23 protein-coding genes are annotated in these 21,402 nt (G+C 71.2%); 4 read left to right on the top strand and 19 right to left on the bottom strand.

The genetic code is table 11. The annotated features are described in order from the left end of the window. Positions 1–50 precede the first annotated feature (50 nt). Positions 51–269, top strand: a complete 219-nt coding sequence (locus tag IE124_RS09615) for a type II toxin-antitoxin system VapB family antitoxin (RefSeq protein ID WP_189506835.1) — start codon at positions 51–53, stop codon at positions 267–269. A gap of 23 nt (positions 270–292) precedes the next feature. After that, positions 293–673 (top strand): PIN domain-containing protein, encoded by a 381-nt coding sequence (locus IE124_RS09620; RefSeq protein ID WP_368858278.1) that lies wholly within the window; start codon positions 293–295, stop codon positions 671–673. A gap of 33 nt (positions 674–706) precedes the next feature. Here the strand turns inward: IE124_RS09620 and IE124_RS09625 are convergent, their stop codons facing one another. The 4 genes from IE124_RS09625 to IE124_RS09640 all read right to left on the bottom strand — a co-directional run bounded on the left by IE124_RS09625 (position 707) and on the right by IE124_RS09640 (position 2,813). Then, complete coding sequence (locus tag IE124_RS09625; RefSeq protein WP_189506839.1) at positions 707–1,318, bottom strand: LysE family transporter; 612 nt, start codon at positions 1,316–1,318, stop codon at positions 707–709. Next, the gene (locus IE124_RS09630) at positions 1,315–1,623 is read right to left on the bottom strand and encodes a DUF2087 domain-containing protein (protein ID WP_189506841.1); all 309 of its coding nucleotides are present in this window, start codon (positions 1,621–1,623) and stop codon (positions 1,315–1,317) included. Before IE124_RS09630 ends, IE124_RS09625 begins: the two co-directional genes overlap by 4 nt. Positions 1,624–1,667: 44 nt before the next feature. Next, positions 1,668–1,958, bottom strand: coding sequence for a hypothetical protein (locus tag IE124_RS09635; protein ID WP_189506843.1), 291 nt, complete (start codon positions 1,956–1,958; stop codon positions 1,668–1,670). Positions 1,959–2,249: 291 nt separating this feature from the next. Beyond that, the gene (locus tag IE124_RS09640; protein WP_189506845.1) at positions 2,250–2,813 is read right to left on the bottom strand and encodes a dihydrofolate reductase family protein; all 564 of its coding nucleotides are present in this window, start codon (positions 2,811–2,813) and stop codon (positions 2,250–2,252) included. Between the two features lie 91 nt (positions 2,814–2,904). Here IE124_RS09640 and IE124_RS09645 point away from each other — a divergent pair, with 91 nt between their 5' ends. Beyond that, positions 2,905–3,405 (top strand): hypothetical protein, encoded by a 501-nt coding sequence (locus IE124_RS09645; RefSeq protein WP_306432384.1) that lies wholly within the window; start codon positions 2,905–2,907, stop codon positions 3,403–3,405. 142 nt (positions 3,406–3,547) lie between these two features. Here the strand turns inward: IE124_RS09645 and IE124_RS09650 are convergent, their stop codons facing one another. From IE124_RS09650 to IE124_RS09720, 15 genes are all read right to left on the bottom strand, one after another. Next, a complete protein-coding gene (locus IE124_RS09650; RefSeq protein WP_189506847.1) occupies positions 3,548–4,219 on the bottom strand; it encodes a maleylpyruvate isomerase family mycothiol-dependent enzyme in 672 nt (223 codons plus the stop codon). Continuing rightward, positions 4,219–5,667 carry an adenosylhomocysteinase gene (ahcY, locus tag IE124_RS09655; protein WP_189506849.1) on the bottom strand — a complete coding sequence of 483 codons (1,449 nt, stop codon included), beginning with the start codon at positions 5,665–5,667 and terminating at the stop codon, positions 4,219–4,221. The genes IE124_RS09650 and ahcY overlap by 1 nt, the downstream gene beginning before the upstream one ends. Continuing rightward, positions 5,660–6,523, bottom strand: coding sequence for a methylenetetrahydrofolate reductase [NAD(P)H] (gene metF, locus IE124_RS09660; RefSeq protein ID WP_189506851.1), 864 nt, complete (start codon positions 6,521–6,523; stop codon positions 5,660–5,662). The genes ahcY and metF overlap by 8 nt, the downstream gene beginning before the upstream one ends. After that, the gene (gene metH / locus IE124_RS09665) at positions 6,520–9,999 is read right to left on the bottom strand and encodes a methionine synthase (RefSeq protein ID WP_189506853.1); all 3,480 of its coding nucleotides are present in this window, start codon (positions 9,997–9,999) and stop codon (positions 6,520–6,522) included. Before metH ends, metF begins: the two co-directional genes overlap by 4 nt. Beyond that, positions 9,996–10,979, bottom strand: coding sequence for a carbohydrate kinase family protein (locus tag IE124_RS09670; protein WP_189506855.1), 984 nt, complete (start codon positions 10,977–10,979; stop codon positions 9,996–9,998). Before IE124_RS09670 ends, metH begins: the two co-directional genes overlap by 4 nt. A 3-nt stretch (positions 10,980–10,982) precedes the next feature. Further along, positions 10,983–12,203 carry a methionine adenosyltransferase gene (metK, locus tag IE124_RS09675; protein ID WP_189506858.1) on the bottom strand — a complete coding sequence of 407 codons (1,221 nt, stop codon included), beginning with the start codon at positions 12,201–12,203 and terminating at the stop codon, positions 10,983–10,985. After that, positions 12,200–12,451 (bottom strand): acyl carrier protein, encoded by a 252-nt coding sequence (locus IE124_RS09680; RefSeq protein ID WP_141297789.1) that lies wholly within the window; start codon positions 12,449–12,451, stop codon positions 12,200–12,202. Before IE124_RS09680 ends, metK begins: the two co-directional genes overlap by 4 nt. 19 nt (positions 12,452–12,470) lie before the next feature. Beyond that, positions 12,471–12,962, bottom strand: a complete 492-nt coding sequence (gene acpS, locus IE124_RS09685) for a holo-ACP synthase (RefSeq protein ID WP_189506860.1) — start codon at positions 12,960–12,962, stop codon at positions 12,471–12,473. 1 nt (position 12,963) lies between these two features. After that, the gene (locus tag IE124_RS09690) at positions 12,964–13,905 is read right to left on the bottom strand and encodes a class-II aminoacyl-tRNA synthetase family protein (protein WP_189506862.1); all 942 of its coding nucleotides are present in this window, start codon (positions 13,903–13,905) and stop codon (positions 12,964–12,966) included. Positions 13,906–13,948: 43 nt separating this feature from the next. Then, positions 13,949–14,842 (bottom strand): diiron oxygenase, encoded by an 894-nt coding sequence (locus tag IE124_RS09695; protein WP_189506864.1) that lies wholly within the window; start codon positions 14,840–14,842, stop codon positions 13,949–13,951. A gap of 78 nt (positions 14,843–14,920) precedes the next feature. Further along, positions 14,921–15,964 carry a class I SAM-dependent methyltransferase gene (locus IE124_RS09700; RefSeq protein WP_189506866.1) on the bottom strand — a complete coding sequence of 348 codons (1,044 nt, stop codon included), beginning with the start codon at positions 15,962–15,964 and terminating at the stop codon, positions 14,921–14,923. Further along, on the bottom strand, positions 15,961–16,803 hold the full coding sequence (locus IE124_RS09705; protein ID WP_189506869.1) for a class I SAM-dependent methyltransferase: 843 nt from the start codon (positions 16,801–16,803) through the stop codon (positions 15,961–15,963). Before IE124_RS09705 ends, IE124_RS09700 begins: the two co-directional genes overlap by 4 nt. Before the next feature lie 150 nt (positions 16,804–16,953). Beyond that, positions 16,954–17,496: a MaoC family dehydratase gene (locus tag IE124_RS09710; protein ID WP_189506871.1), complete on the bottom strand. Its 543-nt coding sequence runs from the start codon at positions 17,494–17,496 to the stop codon at positions 16,954–16,956. Between the two features lie 98 nt (positions 17,497–17,594). Then, complete coding sequence (locus IE124_RS09715) at positions 17,595–18,776, bottom strand: trans-sulfuration enzyme family protein (RefSeq protein ID WP_189506873.1); 1,182 nt, start codon at positions 18,774–18,776, stop codon at positions 17,595–17,597. Between the two features lie 126 nt (positions 18,777–18,902). After that, a complete protein-coding gene (locus IE124_RS09720; RefSeq protein ID WP_189506875.1) occupies positions 18,903–20,339 on the bottom strand; it encodes an MFS transporter in 1,437 nt (478 codons plus the stop codon). Between the two features lie 176 nt (positions 20,340–20,515). Here IE124_RS09720 and IE124_RS09725 point away from each other — a divergent pair, with 176 nt between their 5' ends. Further along, the gene (locus IE124_RS09725) at positions 20,516–21,190 is read left to right on the top strand and encodes an HD domain-containing protein (RefSeq protein ID WP_189506877.1); all 675 of its coding nucleotides are present in this window, start codon (positions 20,516–20,518) and stop codon (positions 21,188–21,190) included. The last annotated feature ends 212 nt before the right edge of the window (positions 21,191–21,402 follow it).

Raw genomic sequence — 21,402 nt, forward strand, 5'->3', positions numbered from 1 at the left:
GCGCGATAGATACTCCGCAAGTCGAGATATACAGCCTGCTGGAGGCGATCATGTCCAAGACCCTGGTCGACATCGACGACGACATGCTCGCCTTCGCACAGCAGCAGCTGGGCACCAAGACCAAGCGGGACACCATCAACCGCGCACTGACCATAGCGGCGGCGATCAGTGCGGACGACCGGGCCCGGGCCCTCAGCTGGCTGCAGGACAACGCCGAGGACTTCATCGACTTCGACTTCCTCGAAGAGCAGGAGCGGTCCGGCCGGTGAACCACCTCGCCGATACGTCAGCCGTGTGGCGGCTCCTGCGCCGGCAGATCGGCCCGCCCTGGCCGGGCCGCGTGGCACATGGCCAGGTATCCATCTGCCCGCCGGTGGAAGCCGAGTTGATGCGGAGCTTGCGCGCCGACCGGGACCACGAGCCGTTCACCACGATGCTGAGCCAGACCTTCGCCCGGGTTCCCGCGCCGGAGGACCCGTGGCCGAAGGTCGTGGCGGTGCAGCGTGACCTGCTGCGCATCGGGCACCACCGCGGCCCCTCACCGGTGGACATCCTGATCGCGCTCACCGCCGAGCAGCACCACCTGACCCTGCTACACGTGGACGACTACTTCACCGCCATCGCGAAGGTCCGCCCGGGCATCGACATGATCCGGCTGCTGCCCGACCTCTGAGCCCGGCCCGGACCACCGGCTCGGCCTGCCCGCTCACACCACGAGCCCCACCGCCAGGGCCGCGATCAGGGCGCCCGAGGCGAGGGCTGTCGTCAGGCGGCCCCGGGGGCCCGTGACGAGGTGGCCCAGGAGGGTGCCGCCGGTGGCGAGGAGGAGTTGCCAGCTCGCCGAGGCGGCGAAGGCGGCGGCGACGAAGACCGAGGCCTCCGTCGCACCCGTCGTCGAGTGGCCGCCGAGCACGAGGGCCGTGAAGTAGACGACCGTCATGGGGTTGAGGATCGTGATCCCCAGGAAGGTGAGGAACGCGCGCCGGGGAGCCGGCGGCGGGGCCTCGGTGCTCTTCGGGCCCGCGCGGTACGCACGGACGGCCGCCCGGACCGAGTGGGCGGCCAGGATCACGAGGACCACGGCCGAGACCCAGCGCAGGGGGGTGGCGACGGGGGCGAGGAGGGGGACGAGGGCCGCGCCCCCGAGGACCGCGAGCAGGGCGTACAGCCCGTCCGCGGCGGCGATGCCGAGCGCCGCGCCCGCCCCCGTACGCCAGGGGGAACGCGCCGCGACCGCCACCAGGTGGGCGCCGACGGCGCCGACCGGGATCGCGATGCCGTAGCCGGCCAGCAGGCCGGCCACCACCGCGGCCGTCACGCGACGGCGGGGATCGCGCCTCCGGCGGAGCAGGGCTGCTGCTGTCGGTGGTAGGCCGAGCCGTCCTTGGTCCGGCCGAGGAAGCCGCCGATCACGAGGTACCGGCGAAGGGCGGAGAAGTCCTCGTGCACGGTGAGCAGGGCCTCGTTGACCTCGGGCTCGCGGTACTCACGATCGGCCTCGAACAGCGTCTCGGCGAGGTGCGCGAGGAGCGCCTCGCGGCGCGCCGGCTTGCGCGGGATCGCCTTGAGGCGCCCGTCGGCGGAGAACAGGTCCGCGACGGGGCGGAGGGAATGACTGGTCATGGAGGGAAGCCTGGCGGCCCCCGGCCCCGCCCCGCAAAGGGTTTTCACTTCGGCTCGGGCCGCACCATGACGTTCACCGCCTCCTGCACCTTCGGCAGGACCGGCGGCATGCCGGTCCGCTCGAAGATCGGCATCGCCTTCTCCACGAAGGCGAGGAAGTCGTCCTCGGATTCCCAGAAGTCGACGACGCGCCACCCCCCGGTCCCGTCGGGCCCGGCCGCGTGGGCGATGAACCCCTGGGGCGGCCACCACTCGGCGCCGAGGAGCTGTGCGTGGGTCTCTTCGTACTCCGCCCGGGTGCGACCGGGGATCTCGACGGTGACGATGACGGCCATGGCGCTGCTCCTGTGTCGTGCGGGGCGAGGTCCCGACCAGCTGACCAGCTGACCCCTCGCCCCGCACGACGGCGGGCCCCGAACGAGCGAATGAGCCCCCAGGACCTGCCGACACCCTAGGGGGTGTCCGGAAAGTCCCGCCTGGCCCGCGACGTCTGGCACGCACGCTCGCCGCGTTGCCAGAATGCCCACGTAGCGAGCTACGCGGGCATCCCGGCGCCTTGCGATCGCACGCACCAGACGCCGCGGGCCCTGCCCGGCGGGCAGACGGCGCTACTTTCCGGACACCCCCTAGCGCACCACGCGGTAGCGGAGGTAGACGACCTTCGAGGGGAAGGTGCGGGTCTCGACGAGTTCGAGATCGACACGGCGCTCGTTCCGGGCGAAGAACGGGATGCCGCCGCCGACCAGCACGGGGTGGACCATGACCTGGTACTCGTCGATCAGACCCGCCTCGGCAGCCCCGGCGGCGAGCGTCGCGCCGCCGATCGCGATGTCGCCCTCACCCGGCTCGGCCCGCAACCGCTCGATCTCCTCCGCGAGGCCGCCGGAGAGCAGGCGGGCGTTGCCCTGCACCTCGGACAGCGTGGTGGAGAACACCACCTTCGGCAGCGGCTTCCAGAGGGCGGTCCACTCGCGGTTGGCCTCGTCGAGCGTCGGATCCTGGTCGGCGGTCTCCCAGTACAGCATCGTCTCGTACAGCTTGCGCCCCATCAGGTGGACGTCGACGTGCCGGATGTCCTCGATCCAGAAGCGGAAGACCTCGTCGTCGGGGTCCGTCCAGTCGAAGCCGCCGTCCGGTCCGACGATGTAGCCGTCGAGCGAGACGCCCATCGAATAGGTCACGCTACGCATCGGAAGCCCTCCTGCTCGGTGCCGGGATCGGGAACGACAGTACGACCGCCGGCCGCCGCAGGCTCCTCACGCGGCCGGGCGAGGAGGCAGGATGACCCCCATGAGCGACATCTTCGACCCCCCCGACCGCCGCTGGGTCCTGCCCGGCGAGTACCCGCTGTGGGAGGGCGCGCTCGTCCTCGTCAACCGGGACCTCGCGGCGACCCTGCCGGACCGGGAGCCGCTGCGACTCCTGGCGCTGCCCTCTTGGCACGAGGAACGCGACGAGGACGTCTACGTGACCATGCCCAATGGCGAGTGGCAGGGCAACTGCCTGGAGCCCGATCCGGACGACTCGTCCGCCGACGCCGTGGCGGCCGTCGCCGAGGCAGCACAGGAGACCGTCTCCGAACTCCTCTGGCAGGCCTGGCCCGTGTGCGGCGAGCACGGCATGGGCATGCACCTGCGCGAGGAGGACGGGCACACCGTGTGGCACTGCGGGGGCGGGCGATCGACCGGCGAACCGGCGCACGTCCGCGCCGCTGTCGGCGCCCTCGACAGCCTGGTGCGCCCCCACCGGCCGAACCGCAAGAGCCGGAGGCAGGAACGCTGACGCCGACAGCGCAGGGGGCGGAGGCGCCCGCAGAGGGCGCCGTCCCGTGGGCCCACCCTCCCCCGGAGGGGGAACCCCCCAGCCCTGCGGGACGATTGCCCACACGGGGGCAGGTGGGCAGCGTCCCGGCGCGGGCCGGGGGTCAGCGGTAGATGAGGAGTTCTTGTTCTGTGGCGCCGGTGAGTTCGTAGCGGGTGCGGACCAGGGGGCGGCCCGCGTAGATACGGATCAGGGTGGCCGCGTCGCCGTGGAAGCGGGCCTCCGGGCGGCCCTCCATCGCGTTGCCGAGTGCCACCGGGTGGTCCCCGCGGTCCGCGAGGACGCCCACCAGGCGGGGGGTCTCCCGCCGGCGGCTCGTCACCGAGAGGAGCGGGAGGGCGAGGTCCAGGCTCTCGCCGCAGTACGCCCCCGGTTCGCCGAAGGCCTCCCGGACGTCTCCGGCGTGCACCCACTCGCCCAGCGCGACCGCGTCGAGGCGGCCGTCCTCGCGGTCGGCGATGACGGGTCCGGCCTCCGTCAGGCCGCGTTCCAGTTCGTCGAGGATCCGGGCCAGCGGCCAGTCGTCCCGCTCCGCCACGTCGCACGCGTTCGCCTCCGGCAGGAACACGCCCTCCTCCAGGCGGTCTTCGACGATCCTGACCAGCGCCGCCCCGCAGTGGGCGAGGACCTGCCTCGCCGTCCACCCGGGGCACGCCGTGCGGAGCTCGTACGCCTCCTCGGGCGTCCGGCGGAGCAGCGGCATCAGCAGGTCCCGCTCCGTGCGGAGGAGCCGGTCGGGGAGCCACGGGTCACGCCCGTCGTCGTCCGTACACATCAGTATCGGTAGTGGTCCGGCTTGTACGGGCCCTCCACCGGGACCCCGATGTACGACGCCTGCTCGGGGCGGAGCGTCGTGAGGCGCACGCCCAGGGCGTCCAGGTGCAGTCGCGCCACCTTCTCGTCCAGGTGCTTCGGCAGCGTGTAGACGTCCACCGGGTACTCCTCCGGCTTCGTGAACAGCTCGATCTGGGCGAGCGTCTGGTCCGCGAAGGAGTTCGACATCACGAAGGAGGGGTGGCCCGTCGCGTTGCCGAGGTTCAGGAGGCGGCCTTCCGAGAGGACGATGACGACCTTGCCGTCCTCGAACGTCCACGTGTGGACCTGCGGCTTCACCTCGTCCTTCACGATCCCGGGGATCCGCGCCAGGCCGGCCATGTCGATCTCGTTGTCGAAGTGGCCGATGTTCCCGACGATCGCCTGGTGCTTCATGCGGGCGATGTCGGACGCCATGATGATGTCCTTGTTGCCGGTGGTCGTGATGAAGATGTCCGCCGTCTCGACCACGTCCTCCAGGGTCGCCACCTGGTAGCCGTCCATCGCCGCCTGGAGCGCGCAGATCGGGTCGATCTCGGTGACGATGACGCGCGCGCCCTGGCCGCGCAGGGACTCGGCCGAGCCCTTGCCGACGTCGCCGTAGCCGCAGACCACCGCCGTCTTGCCGCCGATCAGGACGTCGGTGGCGCGGTTGATGCCGTCGATGAGGGAGTGGCGGCAGCCGTACTTGTTGTCGAACTTCGACTTCGTCACGGCGTCGTTCACGTTGATCGCCGGGAAGAGCAGCGCGCCCTCGCGGTGCATCTCGTACAGGCGGTGGACGCCCGTCGTCGTCTCCTCCGTGACGCCCCGGATCCCGGCGGCGATCGTGCCCCAGTCGAGGGTGGTGCTCCGCAGGAGCTCCAGGATCACCCGGTGCTCGTCGTTCTCGGCGGTCGAAGGGTCCGGGACGGCGCCGGCCTTCTGGTACTCCACACCCTTGTGGACGAGGACCGTGGCGTCACCACCGTCGTCGAGGATCATGTTCGGGCCGAGGGACGAGGACCGACCGTCGGACGCAGCCGGGCCGCCGGCGCCGGGCCAGGTGAGGGCCTGCTCCGTGCACCACCAGTACTCCTCCAGGGTCTCGCCCTTCCAGGCGAAGACCGGGATCCCGGCGGCGGCGATCGCGGCGGCCGCGTGGTCCTGCGTCGAGTAGATGTTGCAGGACACCCAGCGGACCTCGGCGCCGAGCGCGACGAGCGTCTCGATGAGGACCGCGGTCTGCACGGTCATGTGGAGGGAGCCCGTGATCCGCGCCCCCGCCAGGGGCCGCGCCTCCGCGTACTCGCGGCGGATAGCCATCAGGCCGGGCATCTCGTGCTCGGCGAGAGTGATCTCCTTGCGGCCGAACTCCGCCAGACCGATGTCGGCGACCTTGAAGTCGGTGAAGGTCGTGGTGTCAGACATGTGCGACAACTCTCCTTGCGCTCAGGATGGTTCGGTGGATTTCCAGGGCCGCCGTCGACTTGTTCAGCGTGATGTGGTGCAGGCCGGGCGCGCCTTCGTCGAGCAGCCGCAGACCCATCGCGGTCGCGTGCTCGACGCCGATGCGGTACGCGGCCGCCGGGTCGTCCTTCGCCGCCTCCAGGCGGTGCGCAAGCTCCTCAGGGAAGGCCGCGTCGCTCAGTTCGGCGAAGCGCCGGATCTGGCGCACGTCGGTGGCGGGCATGATCTCCGGGATGATCGGGGTGTCGCAGCCGGCGGCGGCCACCCGGTCCCGCAGCCGCAGGTAGTCCTCGGGGTCGAAGAACATCTGCGTGATGGCGTAGTCCGCGCCCGCCCGGCACTTGGCGACGAAGTGCGCCAGGTCGGCGGCCGGATCCGACGACCTCGGATGGCCCTCGGGGAAGGCGGCCACCCCGATCCGGAAGTCGCCCAACGAGCGGACCAGCTCGATGAGCTCGTACGCGTACGTGAAGCCCCGCGGGTGCGGAGCCCACGCGCCGCGCGGGTCGCCCGGCGGGTCCCCGCGCAGCACGAGCACGTCCCGCACCCCCGCATCGGCGTACGCGCCGATGATCGCCCGCAGTTCGGCGACCGAGTGCCCGACGGCCGTCAGGTGCGCGACCGGGCGCAGGGTCGTCTCGGCCGCGATCCGCTTCGTGACCTCGATGGTCCGGTCGCGGGACGAACCGCCCGCGCCGTACGTGACGGAGACGAAGTCCGGCGACAGGGCCTCGACCCGGCGGATCGCGTCCCACAGGGTCCGCTCGCCCCTGTCCGTCTTCGGCGGGAAGAACTCGAAGGAGTACGTGGGGCTCACCTGCGGCCTCCGGCGTTGAAGTAGCTCGCCTCCGGGTGGTGGACGACGATCGCGTCCGTCGACTGCTCGGGGTGCAGCTGGTACTCCTCCGACAGTTCGACCCCGATCCGCTCGGGGCGCAGGAGCGCGGCGATCTTCGCCCGGTCCTCCAGGTCGGGGCAGGCCGGGTAGCCGAGCGAGTAGCGGCAGCCCTGGTACTCGGTGCGGAGCATGCCGTCGATGCCGGAGGGATCCGCTTCCGCGATGCCCCAGTCGGCCCGTACCCGGGCGTGCCAGTACTCGGCGAGGGCTTCCGCCAACTGGACGGAGAGACCGTGGAGTTCGAGGTAGTCGCGGTAGCGGTCGGCGGCGAAGAGCCGGGCCGTCTCCTCGCCGATGCGGGAGCCGACGGTGACGACCTGGAGGGCGACCGCGTCGACCTCGCCGGAGTCCTCGGCGCGGTGGAAGTCGGCCAGGCAGAGGCGGCGGCCCCGCTGCTGGCGGGGGAAGGAGAAGCGGGTCCGCTCGCCTCCGTCCTCGTCCAGGACGATCAGGTCGTCACCCTTGGACACGCAGGGGAACCAGCCGTGGACGACGGCTGCTTCGACGAGGCCCTCGCGCTCGATCCGGTCGAGGAGCGCCCGCAGTCTCGGCCGGCCCTCCGTCTCGATCGTCCCGGCGTCCTTCAGGCCCCACTGGCCCTTGAAGAGGGCGGTCTCGTCGAGCCAGGGGGCGTACTCGGCGAGGGGGATGCCCGTGACGACCCGCGTCCCGAGGAAGGGGGGCTCGGGTACGGGGTTGTCGGCGGCGACGTCGGAGCGGCCGGCCGGCTCGGGCTCCCGCACCTCCGCCAGGGGCGCGGGGCGTTTCGGCACCCGGCGCTGCTTGAGCGGCGGGAGTACGGCTCCGGGGACGCCGCGCTTCACGCCCATGAGCGCGTCCATGAGGCGCAGGCCCTCGAAGGCGTCACGGGCGTACCGCACCTCGCCCTCGTACAGCTCGTGGAGGTCCTGCTCGACGTAGGCCCGGGTGAGGGCCGCGCCGCCGAGGATCACGGGGTAGGTGGCGGCGAGGCCGCGGCCGTTCAGCTCCTGGAGGTTCTCCTTCATGATCACGGTGGACTTCACGAGGAGACCGGACATGCCGATGACGTCGGCGCGGTGCTGTTCCGCCGCTTCCAGGATCGCGGAGACGGGCTGCTTGATGCCGATGTTGACGACGTTGTAGCCGTTGTTGGAGAGGATGATGTCGACGAGGTTCTTGCCGATGTCGTGGACGTCGCCGCGGACGGTGGCGAGCACGATCGTGCCTTTGCCCGACCCCCCCGACAATGGATCTGTCGACTTCTCCATGTGCGGCTCCAGATGGGCCACCGCAGTCTTCATGACCTCGGCGGACTGGAGCACGAACGGCAGCTGCATCTGGCCCGAGCCGAAGAGCTCGCCGACCGTCTTCATGCCGTCGAGGAGGATCTCGTTGACGATCTCCAGGGCGGGCCGGGCCGTCAGCGCCTCGTCGAGGTCCGCCTCCAGACCGATCTTCTCGCCGTCGACGATCCGGCGCTTGAGGCGCTCGTCGAGCGGCAGCGCGAGGAGCTCCTCCGCCTTGCCGGCCTTGAGGGACTTCGCCGTCGCGCCCTCGAACATCTCCAGGAACCGCTGGAGCGGGTCGTAGCCCTCCCGCCGCCGGTCGTGGATCAGGTCGAGCGCCACCTCCACCTGCTCCCGCTCCAGGCGGGCGATCGGCAGGATCTTCGAGGCGTGCACGATCGCCGAGTCCAGGCCGGCCTTCACGCACTCGTCGAGGAAGACCGAGTTGAGGACGATGCGCGCGGCCGGGTTCAGACCGAAGGAGATGTTCGACAGACCCAGGGTCGTCTGCACGTCCGGGTGGCGGCGCTTCAGCTCGCGGATCGCCTCGATCGTCGCGACGCCGTCGCCCCGCGACTCCTCCTGGCCCGTGCAGATGGTGAAGGTGAGGGTGTCGATCAGGATGTCCGACTCCCTGATCCCCCAGTTCCCGGTGAGGTCGTCGATGAGCCGCTCGGCGATCGCCACCTTCGCGCCGACCGTCCGGGCCTGGCCCTCCTCGTCGATCGTCAGCGCCATCAGCGCCGCGCCGTGCTCCTTCGCGAGGGCCGTGACCTGCGCGAACCGCGACTCGGGACCGTCACCGTCCTCGTAGTTCACCGAATTGACGACGGCCCGGCCGCCGAGCTTCTCCAGGCCGGCCCGCAGCACCCCGATCTCGGTCGAGTCGAGGACGATCGGCAGCGTGGAGGCCGTCGCGAACCGGCCCGCCAGCTCCGCCATGTCCGCCGTGCCGTCCCGGCCCACGTAGTCCACACACAGGTCGAGCATGTGCGCGCCCTCGCGGATCTGGTCCCGCGCCATCTCGACGCAGTCGTCCCAGCGGCCCTCCAGCATGGCCTCGCGGAACTTCTTCGACCCGTTGGCGTTCGTCCGCTCGCCGATCGCCAGGTACGCGGTGTCCTGCCGGAACGGCACGTGGCCGTAGAGCGAGGAGGCGCCGGGCTCCGGCGCCGGGCTCCGGTCGAGGACCGCCGCGCCCCGCACCCGCTCCACGATCTCCCGCAGGTGCTCCGGGGTCGTCCCGCAGCAGCCGCCGACCAGCGAGGGGCCGTAGTCCCGTACGAACGCCTCCTGGGCGTCGGCCAGTTCGGCCGGGGACAGCGGGTAGTGCGCACCGTCGGAGGTGAGGACGGGCAGGCCCGCGTTGGGCATGACCGAGATCGGGATCCGGGCGTGGCGGGAGAGGTGCCGCAGGTGCTCGGCCATCTCGGCGGGGCCCGTGGCGCAGTTCAGGCCGATCATGTCGATGCCGAGCGGTTCGAGCGCGGTCAGCGCCGCGCCGATCTCCGAACCGAGCAGCATCGTGCCCGTCGTCTCGACCGTGACCTGCACGATCACCGGCAGGTCCACGCCGACCCAGTCCAGGGCCCGGCGGGCACCGATGACGGCCGCCTTCGTCTGGAGCAGGTCCTGCGAGGTCTCGATGAGGAGGGCGTCGGCGCCGCCCCGGATCAGGCCCTCCGCGTTCTGCTGGAAGGCGTCCCGGAGGGGCTCGTACGTGACGTGGCCGAGGGTCGGCAGCTTGGTGCCGGGTCCCATGGAGCCGAGGACCCAGCGGGGGCGGCCGTCCGTGGCCGTGTGCGCGTCGGCGGCCGTCCGGGCGATCCGGGCGCCGGCCTCCGACAGCTCGTACACCTGGTGCTCGATGCCGTACTCGGCGAGCGCGGCGAGGTTCGCCCCGAAGGTGTTGGTCTCGACGCAGTCCACGCCGACCGAGAAGTAGGCGTCGTGGACGGAGGCGACGATGTCGGGGCGCGTGAGGTTGAGGATCTCGTTGCAGCCCTCCAGCTGCCGGAAGTCGTCCATCGTCGGGTCGGCGGCCTGGAGCATGGTGCCCATCGCCCCGTCGGCCACCACGACCCGGGTGGCGAGCTCCTCCCGCAGGGACCGCCGTGCGGCACTCATGTCAGCCCCCTCAGGTGCGTGACGAGCGTGGCCGTGCAGCCCACCCCGTACGTCGTCCTGATCCGGTCCAGGAGGGAGTCCCGGTGCAACCGGTACTCCTGCGTCCCCACGTAGTCGAGGACGGTCGCCGCGACCGCACAGCCCAGCTGGGCCGCGCACCGCTCGGGCACGCCCCACAGCGTCCCGGCGAGGAAGCCCGCCCGGAAGGCGTCGCCCACGCCGGTCGGGTCGACGACCCCCGCGACCTCCACCGCGGGGACGGCGAGCGTGGCGCGGTCCGCGCCGTGGACGCGGACGCCCGCCTCGCCGTGCGTCGTGACCCAGGCGCCGACCCTGCGCAGCACCTCGGCCTCGCTCCAGCCGGACTTCTCCAGGAGCAGGGCCGTCTCGTACTCGTTGGTGAAGAGGAACCGCGCCCCGTCCACCAGCTCCCGCACCTCCCCGCCGTCCAGCCGCGCCAGCTGCTGCGAAGGATCGGCGGCGAAGGGAATCCCCAGGTCACGGCAGGTGCGGGTGTGCCGGAGCATGGCCTCGGGGTCGTCCGGGGAGACCAGGACCAGTTCCAGCCGGCCCGTGCGCGCGACGACGTCCCGCAGGTCGATCTCGCGCGCCTCGGCCATCGCCCCCGCGTAGAAGGTGGCGATCTGGTTCTGGGCCCGGTCGGTGGTACAGACGAAGCGGGCGGTGTGGAGCCTCTCGCTGACGCGCACCGAGTCGGTGTCGACGCCGTGGTCCTTCAGCCAGACCCGGTACGGCTCGAAGTCGGCCCCGACCGCGCCCACGAGGGCGGGACGCAGCCCGAGGACGCCGAGCCCGAAGGCGATGTTCGCTGCCACTCCGCCGCGCCTGACCTCCAGGTTGTCGGCGAGGAACGACAGGGAGACCCGGTCCAGCCGGTCGGCGAGCAGCTGCTCGCTGAACCAGCCGGGGAAGGTCATCAGATGGTCGGTCGCGATGGATCCCGTGACAGCGATACGCATGGCCTACACCCCTCCCTCTTTTTGCGCTGCCTTCTTGAGGGCCTCCACGCGGTCCGTGCGCTCCCAGGTGAACTCGGGGAGCTCACGGCCGAAGTGGCCGTAGGCGGCCGTCTCGGCGTAGATGGGCCGCTTGAGGTCCAGGTCGCGGATGATCGCGGCCGGGCGGAGGTCGAAGACCTCGCTGACGGCCTCCTGGATCGCGACGTCCGGCAGGGTGCCGGTGCCGAAGGTCTCCACGAAGAGGCCTACGGGTTCGGCCTTGCCGATCGCGTAGGCGACCTGCACCTCGCAGCGGCGGGCGAGGCCGGCCGCGACGACGTTCTTCGCGACCCAGCGCATCGCGTACGCGGCGGAGCGGTCGACCTTCGACGGGTCTTTGCCGGAGAAGGCGCCTCCGCCGTGCCGGGCCATCCCGCCGTACGTGTCGATGATGATCTTCCGGCCGGTGAGTCCGGCGTCGCCCATCGGGCCGCCGACCTCGAAGCGCCCGGTCGGGTTGACCAGGAGCCGGTAGCCGTCGGACTCCAGGGTGACGCCCTCCTCGACGAGCTCCTTGAGGACGTGCTCGACGACGTACTCGCGGACGTCCGGGGTGAGCAGGCCCTCGACGGAGATGTCGGCGGCGTGCTGCGAGGAGACGACGACCGTGTCGAGGCGGACCGGGCGGTCCCCGTCGTACTCGATGGTGACCTGCGTCTTGCCGTCGGGCCGCAGGTACGGCACGGTGCCGTTCTTGCGGACCTCGGTCAGCCGGCGCGACAGGCGGTGGGCCAGTGCGATGGGCAGCGGCATCAGCTCGGCGGTGTCGTCGCAGGCGTAGCCGAACATCAGGCCCTGGTCGCCGGCGCCCTGCGCGTCGAGCTCGTCACCGGTGCCTTCGACCCGGGACTCGTAGGCCGTGTCGACGCCCTGGGCGATGTCCGGAGACTGCGCGCCGATGGACACCGAGACGCCGCAGGAGGCGCCGTCGAAGCCCTTCGCGGAGGAGTCGTAGCCGATGTCGAGGATCGCCTCGCGCACCAGCTTCGCTATCGGCGCGTACGCCGTGGTGGTGACCTCGCCGGCGATGTGCACGAGACCGGTGGTGATCAGGGTCTCTACGGCGACCCGCGAGGACGGATCCTCGGTGAGCAGGGCGTCGAGGATCGTGTCGCTGATCCGGTCGGCGATCTTGTCGGGGTGCCCCTCGGTGACGGACTCCGAGGTGAAGAGGCGGCGGCTCATGCCTGGGCCTCCGCCGGGGTCTTGAAGAAGTGCTGCTCGATCGCGCCGAGGGTGCGGATCGACTCGACCTCCAGGGTCTCCATCTGGATGGCGGTGCCGCTCTCCTGCTCCAGGAGGAAGACGAACTCGACGAAGGACAGCGAGTCGATGAGCCGGTTCTCGATCAGGTCGAGGTCGGAGGCGATGTCGTCGCGCTCGGGGTGACGGTCGAGGATCCAGTTCTTCACCGTCTGCAGGCCGTCGGCCATGGTTGATCTCCTTTAGCTGCTACTGGATGGGTGTGGCGGGAGCGGGGACGGGGACGGGGCCGGGGGCAGGAGCGGGGACAGGGGCGGGAGCGGGAGCGATGATCGGGGCGGCCACCGCCACCGCGTAGTCCACGTCGTGGCTGATGGACACGGTGATCTCGGTGATCCCGGACTCGGCGGCCATCTCGGCGGCGGCCCGGTGCAGCTCCACGAGCGGCCAGCCGCCCTCGGAGCGCCGTACGACGATGTCCGGCCAGGGCAGGAACCTGCCCCTGACCCGTAAGGTCTTGAAGGCCGCTTCCTTGGCCGCGATCCGCCCGCACAGGCTCAGGACGTCGAGCCCGGAGGAGGTACGGCAGTCGGCGAGCTCGCCGGGGGTGAGCATCCGCTCGAAGAACCGCTCGCCGTACTCGGCGAGGAGCCTGCGGACACGGTTGACGGACACGATGTCCATGCCGAGGTTCGCCCACCCCAGGCCGCCCGCCGGCGGGGCGGCGGGACGGGCCGGCACGTCAGATCACCGGCCCGGCCGTGCCGCTCGCACCGGCCCGCATACGGGCGTCCGCGTCGCGCACCGCCTGCGTGGCGGACTCCCAGCTGCCGTGCCGTCGGGTCAGTGCGGACAGCCAGCGCTCCAGGCCGAAGGCGACGCAGCTGGTGAAGGCCGGTCCGCCGGTCGACTCCAGGGTGATGTCGCAGCGGTCCCCGAAGAAGTTCCGGTGCGTGTTGACGGAGGCGATGGCCAGGTCCTCGTACAGGAACTCGTACTTGACCGGGGTGAGCCGCTGGAGGACCGCCTTGGAGCTGCCCTTGTCGAAGAAGGGGTCGCAGGCGGCCTCCTTGCGCAGCGGCAGGTCGAGCGCCGTCGCGAAGGCCTGGATGCGGGCGGTGAAGTCGGCGAGGTGCGCCTCGGCGTGCTCGCGCGCCCCGATGGCGACGATCTCCCGCATGCGGAAACCGAGTTGGCGCCGCATGCCTTCGTAGTGGGTCTCCTTGCGGAAGCACCAGGAGCAGATCGTGACGAGGGTGTCGTCGGCGACCCGGGTGCCCTGGTGGTCGAGGTAGACCGCGTAGCAGGACGCCGAGGGCAGTCCGAGCGCGGCCGGTTCGAGGGCGTCGCTCGGGAAGCAGCCGGTGTCCTCGCAGAAGGGCGTGGTCGCGCGGCGCTCCAGGTCGAGCGGGGCGGCGACGACGGCCTGGTGCGGGAAGTTGTCGTAGTAGTCCAGCCTGGCCAGGTCGGCGGCCGGCAGGAGCGGGGGCATCGTCATCGGGCGGGCGCCCGCGGTCGTGCCCCAGCCTTCGAAGGTGTCGTCGAGGAGCCGCAGGAGGCGGGTCCCCTCCGGGCCGAGCGAGGGCAGGCCCCGGGTGGTGCCGGGCCGGTCACTCCTCGGCCGGCCCTGGCTGTCACCGACTGTCTCGGGGGCCCCGGCTTGCGCGGGGGTCGTCACGGTCATGGTCTCTTCACCTCTCGGGTGGGAGGTCTCGGGAGGGGCGCGCTCAGACGACGGGCAGGGTGTCGTCGGAGAAGATCCCGGTCTTCAGGAAGAAGGCGAGCGGCTTGCGGATGGCCTTGCGCTCGTGCGGGCGGCGGCGCTCGTCGGCGACCAGTGAGTTGCGCAGGGCCAGCGGGTCGGGGATGCCGGCGTCGCGGTAGACGTGGGGGTTGTAGAGGGAGTTGGTGCTGTAGACGACGTACCGCTTGAGGTACGCCTCCACCTCCCGCACCCGCTCGGCACCGACCGCCTGGCACATCCGGCCGTACAGGAGGGAGACCAGCTCGCGTCCGAAGGCGATGTGGCGGGACTCGTCCTGGTGGTGGATGCGGTTGACCTCGCGGATGGTGTGGCAGAGGGAGTCGTCCTTCGCCATCCGGGAGTTGTAGTGGTCGACCAGCTCCTCGAAGAAGAGGATGCGGGTGAAGACCAGGAAGTTCTCGACTTCGGGCTCCCAGGCCGCGTCGGCGCGCATCGCGGTGGAGCCGTAGATCTTGTGGCCGTAGCGGCGGCAGAACTCGGAGAAGAACCACATGTGTTCGTTCTCCTCACCGATGAAGTGGTGGAAGAAGTCCGAGGGGACCTCGAAGCCCGGCATGTGGATGCGGCCGACGACCTCGATGAGGAGCTCGCGGATGCCGTGGACGTTCAGGCTGTAGAAGTTGATGGACTCCCACTTCGACAGGCGCTGAAGCGTTTCCTCGCCGAGGGTGTCGTAGTGCTCGGTGCCGTAGACGGTGAGCAGCTCGGGGGTCATCCAGAAACGGTTCTCCTCCAGCGTCTCGGGCCACTGGAAGGTCTGGTACGGGTTGTAGTAGTCCTCCACGGAGCGCTCGCTGAGCCGCTCCAGGACCTCCATGAACCGGTCGGTGACGGGCAGGGGGGCGGTCACGCCCATGAGGGTGCTCCTCTGACGATGGGGGCGGTGGGTTGCGGTGGGTCAGGGCCTGTCCGACCCTGATCCGCCGGACAGGCCCTAGGGCCGGACCTCGTACACCGCGTTGACCGCGGTCTCCGTGGCGCGCCGCCAGCGGGTGAAGCCGGCCTCCTCCGCGATGGACCGGAAGGCCTTCTCGCCGGAGTGGTTGCCGAGGGCGTGCGGGCCGCGCTGCGCGACCGCGACCGGCAGGCACATCACGGCCGACAGGGCCATGAACATGCGGGCGGCGGGGGTCTGCGTCTCGATGTCCTGCGGGGAGACGTTCGACTCGACGAGCATCCAGGTGCCGTCCGCGTCCAGGGACTTGTGGACGTGCTGGGCGGCGGCGACCGGGTCGCCCATGTCGTGCAGGGCGTTGAAGAAGCACACCAGGTCGTAGCCGGAGCCCGGGTAGTCGTCGGCCGAGGCGACCTCGAAGACGACCCGGTCGGAGAGGCCGGCCTCCTCCGCGAGCTCGCGGGCGATCGAGATGGCCTCCTCGGAGTAGTCGAAGCCGTGGACCGTGGCCTGCGGGAACGTCTTGGCGATGAGGAGCGTGGTGTGTCCGACGCCGCAGCCGACGTCCGCGACGGTGCCGCCGGCGGCGAGCTTTCCGGTGACCTCGTGCAGGGCGGGCAGCCAGTCCGGGACGAGCTTGTGCTCGTACGTGGGCTGGAAGAAGGAGCCCATGCCGGTGTCGAGGGCCGCGTCGTGCTCGGCCCAGCCGACGCCGTCACCGGTGCGGTACGCCTCGACGAGCAGGTCCTCGGTGGCGTACAGCGCCTTGAGGGCGGTGAAGAACCCGGCGGCGTAGGTGACGGCCTTCGGGTCGGCGAGGACCTCGACGTGGTCGGCGGGGAGCGTGTACGTGAGCGAGCTGGGGTGCCGCTCGACGTACCCGGCGGAGAGCTGGGCGTGCAGCCACTCCTCGATGTACCGCTCGTCCGTCCCGGTCCTCTCGGCGAGCTGCCCCGCGGTGAGGGGCCCCGCCTCGGCCAGGGCCGCGTAGAGGCCGAGGCGCTGTCCGAGGGCGACGGTCAGACCGCGGACGGCCGCGCCGGCGTCGGTGATGACCCGCTGGTGGAAGTCGTGGGCGCTCATGCGGCCGGCTCCTCGCTGTGGGTGGGCGTGTCACACGTGAAGAGGAACGACCTCGGTACGCCCGGGAGGGCGCGCGGCGCGACCTGGTAGGGCCACCGCTCGAAGTCGGCGCCCTCCTCACCGGGCTGCTTGACCTCCCGTACGGCCCAGCCGCAGTCGTCGAGCAGCGCCTCGGGCTCCTCGGTGCCGAAGAGCCACGGGTTGCCGTCGTCCTTCAGGGCCTGGAGGAAGGTGCGGGCCAGCGGGTTGACCAGGGCGGCCCGGGAGATGACGTCGCCGAGGAGCACGGAGCCGGGGGCGGAGTGCGCGGAGAGCGTCGAGATGAGGCCGCGGACCGCCTGCTCGGGGAGGAAGAACAGCAGGCCCTCGACGACCCACAGGACGGGCTCCTCGCTCTTCCAGCCCGCCTCCTTCAGGAAGCCGGTCCAGTCCTGGGTCAGGTCGACCGGGACGGTGACGCGGGTGCGGCCCGCGGGCTGCGGCTCGTCCGCCAGCATCTCCGCCTTGGCGGCGAGGAGCGCGGGGCGGTCCAGCTCGTAGACGGTGACGCCGTCGGGCCAGGGGAGGCGGTAGAAGCGGGTGTCCATGCCGGCGGCGAGGAAGACGACCTGGCGGATGCCGCGCTCCTCCACCGCCTTGACGATGGCCCGGTCGAGGTAGGTGGTGCGGATGGCGAGGAACGGCACGATGCCGCCCCCGTCGTAGCGGTCGAGCAGTTCGAAGCCGATCTGGTCGGCGACCGTCCGCGCGTAGGGATCGGCGAACAGCCGGTCCTCGCGCTCGGTCTCCAGGGCGCGCGCGGCGGCGGTCCACTGGGCGGTGCGGGATACGGCCTCCACAGGAGGTCCCCCTTCACTGGCGAACAGGGTGGGAAGAGTCGGGTGGGGAAGAGTCGGGTGGGGAAGAGTCGGGTGGGGAAGAGTCGGGTGGGGAAGTGCCGTCGGAGAGGTGCGGACGGCCGTGTTCAGGGCCCGGCGGAGGACGGTCCGTCAGGAGCTCATGGCCGGGACAGCGCTCTTCGCGGCCGGTCGCCCACAGGCGACGGGGTCCTCGGCCGCGGGCATCGACGACAGATGGCCGGCCTCGGAGTCGGCGGGGCGCCGGCGGAAGATGCTGTGCAGGATCATGCTGAACACGGCCGTCCCGTCGGCGGCCACCAGGGTGCACCGCGGTTTGACGGTGCCGGTGGCGGGGTTGAACGGCGACGGGGTGGAGCCGAGGATCTCGACGCGCGCGGTGAGGACGTCGCCCGGGCGGACGGGCCGCAGGTAGCGGACCTCGTCGATGCCGGGCGAGCCCATACAGGCGCTGTAGGCGAGCAGGCCGTCCACGTACCGCCGCATGAACATCGACTGCGTGTGGAAGCCGCTCGCGATCAGACCGCCGAACTGCGAACCCGCCGCGAGCTCGGGGTCCGTGTGGAAGGGCTGCGGGTCGAAGCGCCTGCCGAACTCCAGCACCTCCTCCACCGTGACGGTGACGGCGCCCAGCTCGTGGACGTCGCCGGGCCGGAAGTCCTCGAAGTAGCGCATCACGCGCCCCCCTTGACCTAGGAGTGTCTTTCCCTGGCGACATCCAATCTACGAATCGTTCGTTTATTTTGTCAACCCAAAAGAAGGCCGGAATCCGTTCAGGCGAGGGCCTGTTGGAGGTCGGACCAGAGGTCCTCGACGTCCTCGATCCCGACGGACATCCGCACCAGGCCGGCGCCTATCCCGGCGGCCTCCAGCGCCGCCTCGTCCAGCTCCCGGTGGGAGGTGGAGGCGGGGTGCGTCACCAGGGTCTCCACGCCCCCGAGGGAGAGCGCGAGCTTCGCGAGGCGCACGCGCTCGACGAAGGCCCGGCCCGCCTCCCGGCCGCCGGCCAGCTCGAAGGAGAGGAGCCCACCGCCGCCCGAGAGGACCTTGCGGGCGTTCTCACGCGAGGGGTGGCCCGCCAGCCACGGGTAGTGCACGGCCGTGACGTCGCCGCGCGCCTCGGCGCGCTCGGCGAGCGCCGCCGCGAGCGAGACGGCGTTCGCGCAGTGCTCGCGCATCCGCAGCGGCAGGGTGGCCATCCCGCGCAGGGTCAGCCAGGCGGCGAACGGGTCGGCGCAGGCACCGAGTTCGACGGTCCGCGGCCACACCCGCGAGCGCAGCTCGTCGTCGGCGAAGACGGCGGCGCCGCCGAGGACGTCGGAGTGCCCCGAGAGGTACTTGGTCGTGGAGTGGACGACGATGTCGGCGCCGAGCTCCAGGGGGCGGCACAGCACGGGCGAGGCGAGCGAGTTGTCGACGAGGCTCGTCACACCGGCCGCGCGGGCGACGGCGAGCAGTCCCGGCAGGTCGGGGACCTGACCCGTGGGGTTGGCGATGGTCTCCAGGACGAGGAGCCGGGTGGCGGGGTGGACGGCCGCCGCCTCCAGCTCGGCCGGGTCGTCGCCGGAGATCCGGACGACCTCGATCCCGTACCGCCCGGCCAGGTCGGACAGGACGGCGTGGGTGCCCCCGTACAGGCAGCGCTGGGCCACGACCCGGTCGCCGGGCCGCAGGAGTGCGAGGAGTACGCCGCTGATCGCGCCCATCCCGGAGGCGAAGGCGATGGCCCCGGCGCCGCCCTCCAGGCCGGCGAGGGTCTGTTCCAGGGCCCGCACGGTCGGATTGCCGCGGCGGCTGTAGACGTACCGCCCGTCGGGCCCGGCCATCGCGTCGGCGAGCTCGGCGGCCGAGTCGAAGGCGAAGGCGGAAGACTGTACGAGGGGCACGGAGAGCGGCCAACTGCCGCTGGGAAAGGGCTCGTTGAAGACATGCACGGCGCGGGTGTTCAGTTCCACGGCTTTCCTTTCCGGATACGGAAAAGGGGCCGCCCGACGTCCGGGACGGACATCGGGCGGCCCCTTCGGGTGTGGTGCCGATCAGGCGCTTCAGGCGCTTCAGGCGCTTCAGGCGCTTCAGGCGCTTCAGGCGGAGACCTTCTCGCCCTGCGGGGCGGGAGCGGCGGCCTCGGCGGCGACGGCCTTGTCGCTCTTCATGACGAGGAGGGTGATCACACCGCCGACGGCGGCGATGATCGCGGCGCCGATGAAGGCGGACGAGAACCCGTCGGTGAGGGCGGGCAGGTTGCCGAGCTGGTCGGCTCCCTGGGACATGGCCACGGCGGTCAGCGCGGCGAGACCGAGCGCGGAGCCGACGTTGTAGGTGGTGTTGACGATGCCGGAGGCGAGACCGGCCTGCTCCTGCGGGGCGCCGGACATGGCGGACATCATCGTCGGGATGTAGGCGAGGGACATGCCGAGCGCGGCGACCAGCGAGGCCGGGAGGACGTCGACGAGGAAGGAGCCGGTGGGCGGGACGGCGGCGAGCCAGACCAGACCGGCGGCGAGAACCAGCAGACCGCCGGCGATGAGCGGCTTGGCGCCGACCTTCATCATGAGCCGGGCCGTGATGGCCGTCATGAAGATCATGAGGAGCACGGTCATCGGGAGCAGGGCGGCACCGGACTCGAAGGCACCGAAGCCCAGGACCTGCTGGAGGTACAGGTTGAGGAAGTACCACATCGGGATCCACGCGGCACCGAGCAGCGTCATCGCGAGGTTGGCCGAGCCGAGGCGCGGGACCCGCCAGACGCTGAGCGGCATGAGCGGCTCGCCGATGCTCTTCTGGATCACGAAGAAGAGGGCCAGGAGGGCGGCGGCGCCGACCAGCTGGAGGATCGTGCCGGTGGAGCCCCAGCCGACCTCGGGAGCGCGGACCACGGCGAAGACGGCGAGCGCGAGACCGGCGGTGACGGCGACGGCGCCGAGGATGTCGACGGAGCCGCGGCGGGACTCGACGTTCGGGAGGAGCTTGGTGGCGGCGAGGGTCGCGAGGCCGATCGGGATGTAGATGATGAAGACCCACTGCCAGCTCATCCACTCGGTGAAGACACCGCCGAGGAAGACGCCCGCGGTGCCGCCGGCCGGGGCTGCGGCGCCGTAGAGCGCCATCGCCTTGCCGAGCTCCTTCGGGTCGTGCATGAAGAGGATCATCAGCAGGGTCATGGCGGAGGGCGCGATGAGCGCACCGCCGACACCCTGGACGGCGCGGCCCGCGATCTCGACCCAGGCGGTCTGCGCGGCGGCGGCGAGGACCGAGCCGGCGATCATGACCGCCCAGCCGGCCACAAAGATCTTGCGGGCTCCGACGAGGTCGGAGAGGCGTCCGCCGAGGAGCAGGAGGCCGCCGAAGACGATCACGTAGGCGTTGAAGATCCACTGGAGCTCGCTCTGCGAGAAGCCCAGGTCCTTCTGCATCTCGGGGAGCGCGACCCCGATGATCGAGGTGTCCATGATGACCATGAACTGTGCGGCGGCGAGCACGACAAGTGCCCACCAGCGCCGGGGATTGACGGTTGACATTGCCCTGACCCTTCACTCGCGACGAGCCCCGAGTCATCCCCGAGGCATACCCCTAGGGGGTACCTTCGCGGAGCACCGTAGCATACCCATGGGGGGTATGTAAGAGTGAGATGAGGGCGCGGCCCGAGCGCCAGGGAATCGAGCCTTCCGGCTGACCCGCCGGGCAGAATGCCCCCATGACCGCCGAGGAACACCCCGAGCTGCTCCAGCGCTGGAACAGGACCCTGCTCGCCGCCCGCGCCGGACGCGAGGGCCCGGACCCCGCCCCGTACGGCCGGAACCTGCTCTCCCGCTGGGCCGAGCCGCAGCGCCGCTACCACACGGTCGACCACCTGCGGGCGGTCCTGGACCGCATCGACGAACTCGCCGACCAGGGCGGGGAGGGCGGCGAGCTGGAACTCGTCCGCCTGGCCGCCTGGTTCCACGACGCGGTCTACCGCCCGGACCGCTCCGAGAACGAGGAGCGCTCGGCCGCGCTGGCCGAACGGGCCCTGTTCGAGGCGGGTCTGACGGAGCATGAGACACGGGAGGTGGCCCGGCTGGTCCGCCTGACGGTCTCCCACGACCCCGCCGCGGGCGACCTGAACGGCGAGACGCTCTGCGACGCCGACCTCGCGATCCTGGCCGGCTCACCCGATACGTACGGGGGGTATGTGGCGGCGGTCCGCGAGGAGTACGCCTTCGTCCCCGAGGACGACTTCCGGAAGGGCCGCGCGGCGGTCCTCCGCCAGCTCCTCTCCCTCCCCCGCCTCTTCCACACGCCGTACGGGGCGGCGGTGTGGGAGGGGAAGGCGCGGGACAACATGGAAAGGGAACTCGAGGAGCTGACGGACGTTTCCGACGCGAATTGAGTCCGGCCCGATCCGACGTCAAAACGTAATGAGAGCCGACCCCTACCGCCGGTACGGCCGGCCGGCACCGACCACTGGTCGATCATGTTGTTACCGGCCGTAAGGGAGCGGGGCACGAGGTGCGCGTCTCGCATCACGAGACATTCACCGCAGACGGAATGACAGGCACAAAATAGGCGTTCACCCATGTCATGCCCTCCCTCTCCGTCGAA

The sequence above is a fragment of the Streptomyces narbonensis genome (genome assembly GCF_014649015.1).
In the GTDB taxonomy this organism is placed as follows: domain Bacteria; phylum Actinomycetota; class Actinomycetes; order Streptomycetales; family Streptomycetaceae; genus Streptomyces; species Streptomyces narbonensis.

Bases quoted from the DNA above. Each gene is read 5' to 3' on its own strand.
- IE124_RS09650 (WP_189506847.1), bottom strand. From the start codon at position 4,219: ATGTGTACGGACGACGACGGGCGTGACCCGTGGCTCCCCGACCGGCTC.
- IE124_RS09645 (WP_306432384.1), top strand. From the start codon at position 2,905: ATGACCCCCATGAGCGACATCTTCGACCCCCCCGACCGCCGCTGGGTC.
- IE124_RS09680 (WP_141297789.1), bottom strand. From the start codon at position 12,451: ATGGCCGACGGCCTGCAGACGGTGAAGAACTGGATCCTCGACCGTCAC.
- IE124_RS09615 (WP_189506835.1), top strand. From the start codon at position 51: ATGTCCAAGACCCTGGTCGACATCGACGACGACATGCTCGCCTTCGCA.
- IE124_RS09720 (WP_189506875.1), bottom strand. From the start codon at position 20,339: ATGTCAACCGTCAATCCCCGGCGCTGGTGGGCACTTGTCGTGCTCGCC.
- IE124_RS09670 (WP_189506855.1), bottom strand. From the start codon at position 10,979: ATGCGTATCGCTGTCACGGGATCCATCGCGACCGACCATCTGATGACC.
- IE124_RS09640 (WP_189506845.1), bottom strand. From the start codon at position 2,813: ATGCGTAGCGTGACCTATTCGATGGGCGTCTCGCTCGACGGCTACATC.
- IE124_RS09695 (WP_189506864.1), bottom strand. From the start codon at position 14,842: ATGGGCGTGACCGCCCCCCTGCCCGTCACCGACCGGTTCATGGAGGTC.
- metK (WP_189506858.1), bottom strand. From the start codon at position 12,203: ATGAGCCGCCGCCTCTTCACCTCGGAGTCCGTCACCGAGGGGCACCCC.
- IE124_RS09700 (WP_189506866.1), bottom strand. From the start codon at position 15,964: ATGAGCGCCCACGACTTCCACCAGCGGGTCATCACCGACGCCGGCGCG.
- ahcY (WP_189506849.1), bottom strand. From the start codon at position 5,667: ATGTCTGACACCACGACCTTCACCGACTTCAAGGTCGCCGACATCGGT.
- IE124_RS09725 (WP_189506877.1), top strand. From the start codon at position 20,516: ATGACCGCCGAGGAACACCCCGAGCTGCTCCAGCGCTGGAACAGGACC.
- IE124_RS09710 (WP_189506871.1), bottom strand. From the start codon at position 17,496: ATGCGCTACTTCGAGGACTTCCGGCCCGGCGACGTCCACGAGCTGGGC.
- IE124_RS09690 (WP_189506862.1), bottom strand. From the start codon at position 13,905: ATGACCGTGACGACCCCCGCGCAAGCCGGGGCCCCCGAGACAGTCGGT.
- IE124_RS09635 (WP_189506843.1), bottom strand. From the start codon at position 1,958: ATGGCCGTCATCGTCACCGTCGAGATCCCCGGTCGCACCCGGGCGGAG.
- metH (WP_189506853.1), bottom strand. From the start codon at position 9,999: ATGAGTGCCGCACGGCGGTCCCTGCGGGAGGAGCTCGCCACCCGGGTC.
- IE124_RS09630 (WP_189506841.1), bottom strand. From the start codon at position 1,623: ATGACCAGTCATTCCCTCCGCCCCGTCGCGGACCTGTTCTCCGCCGAC.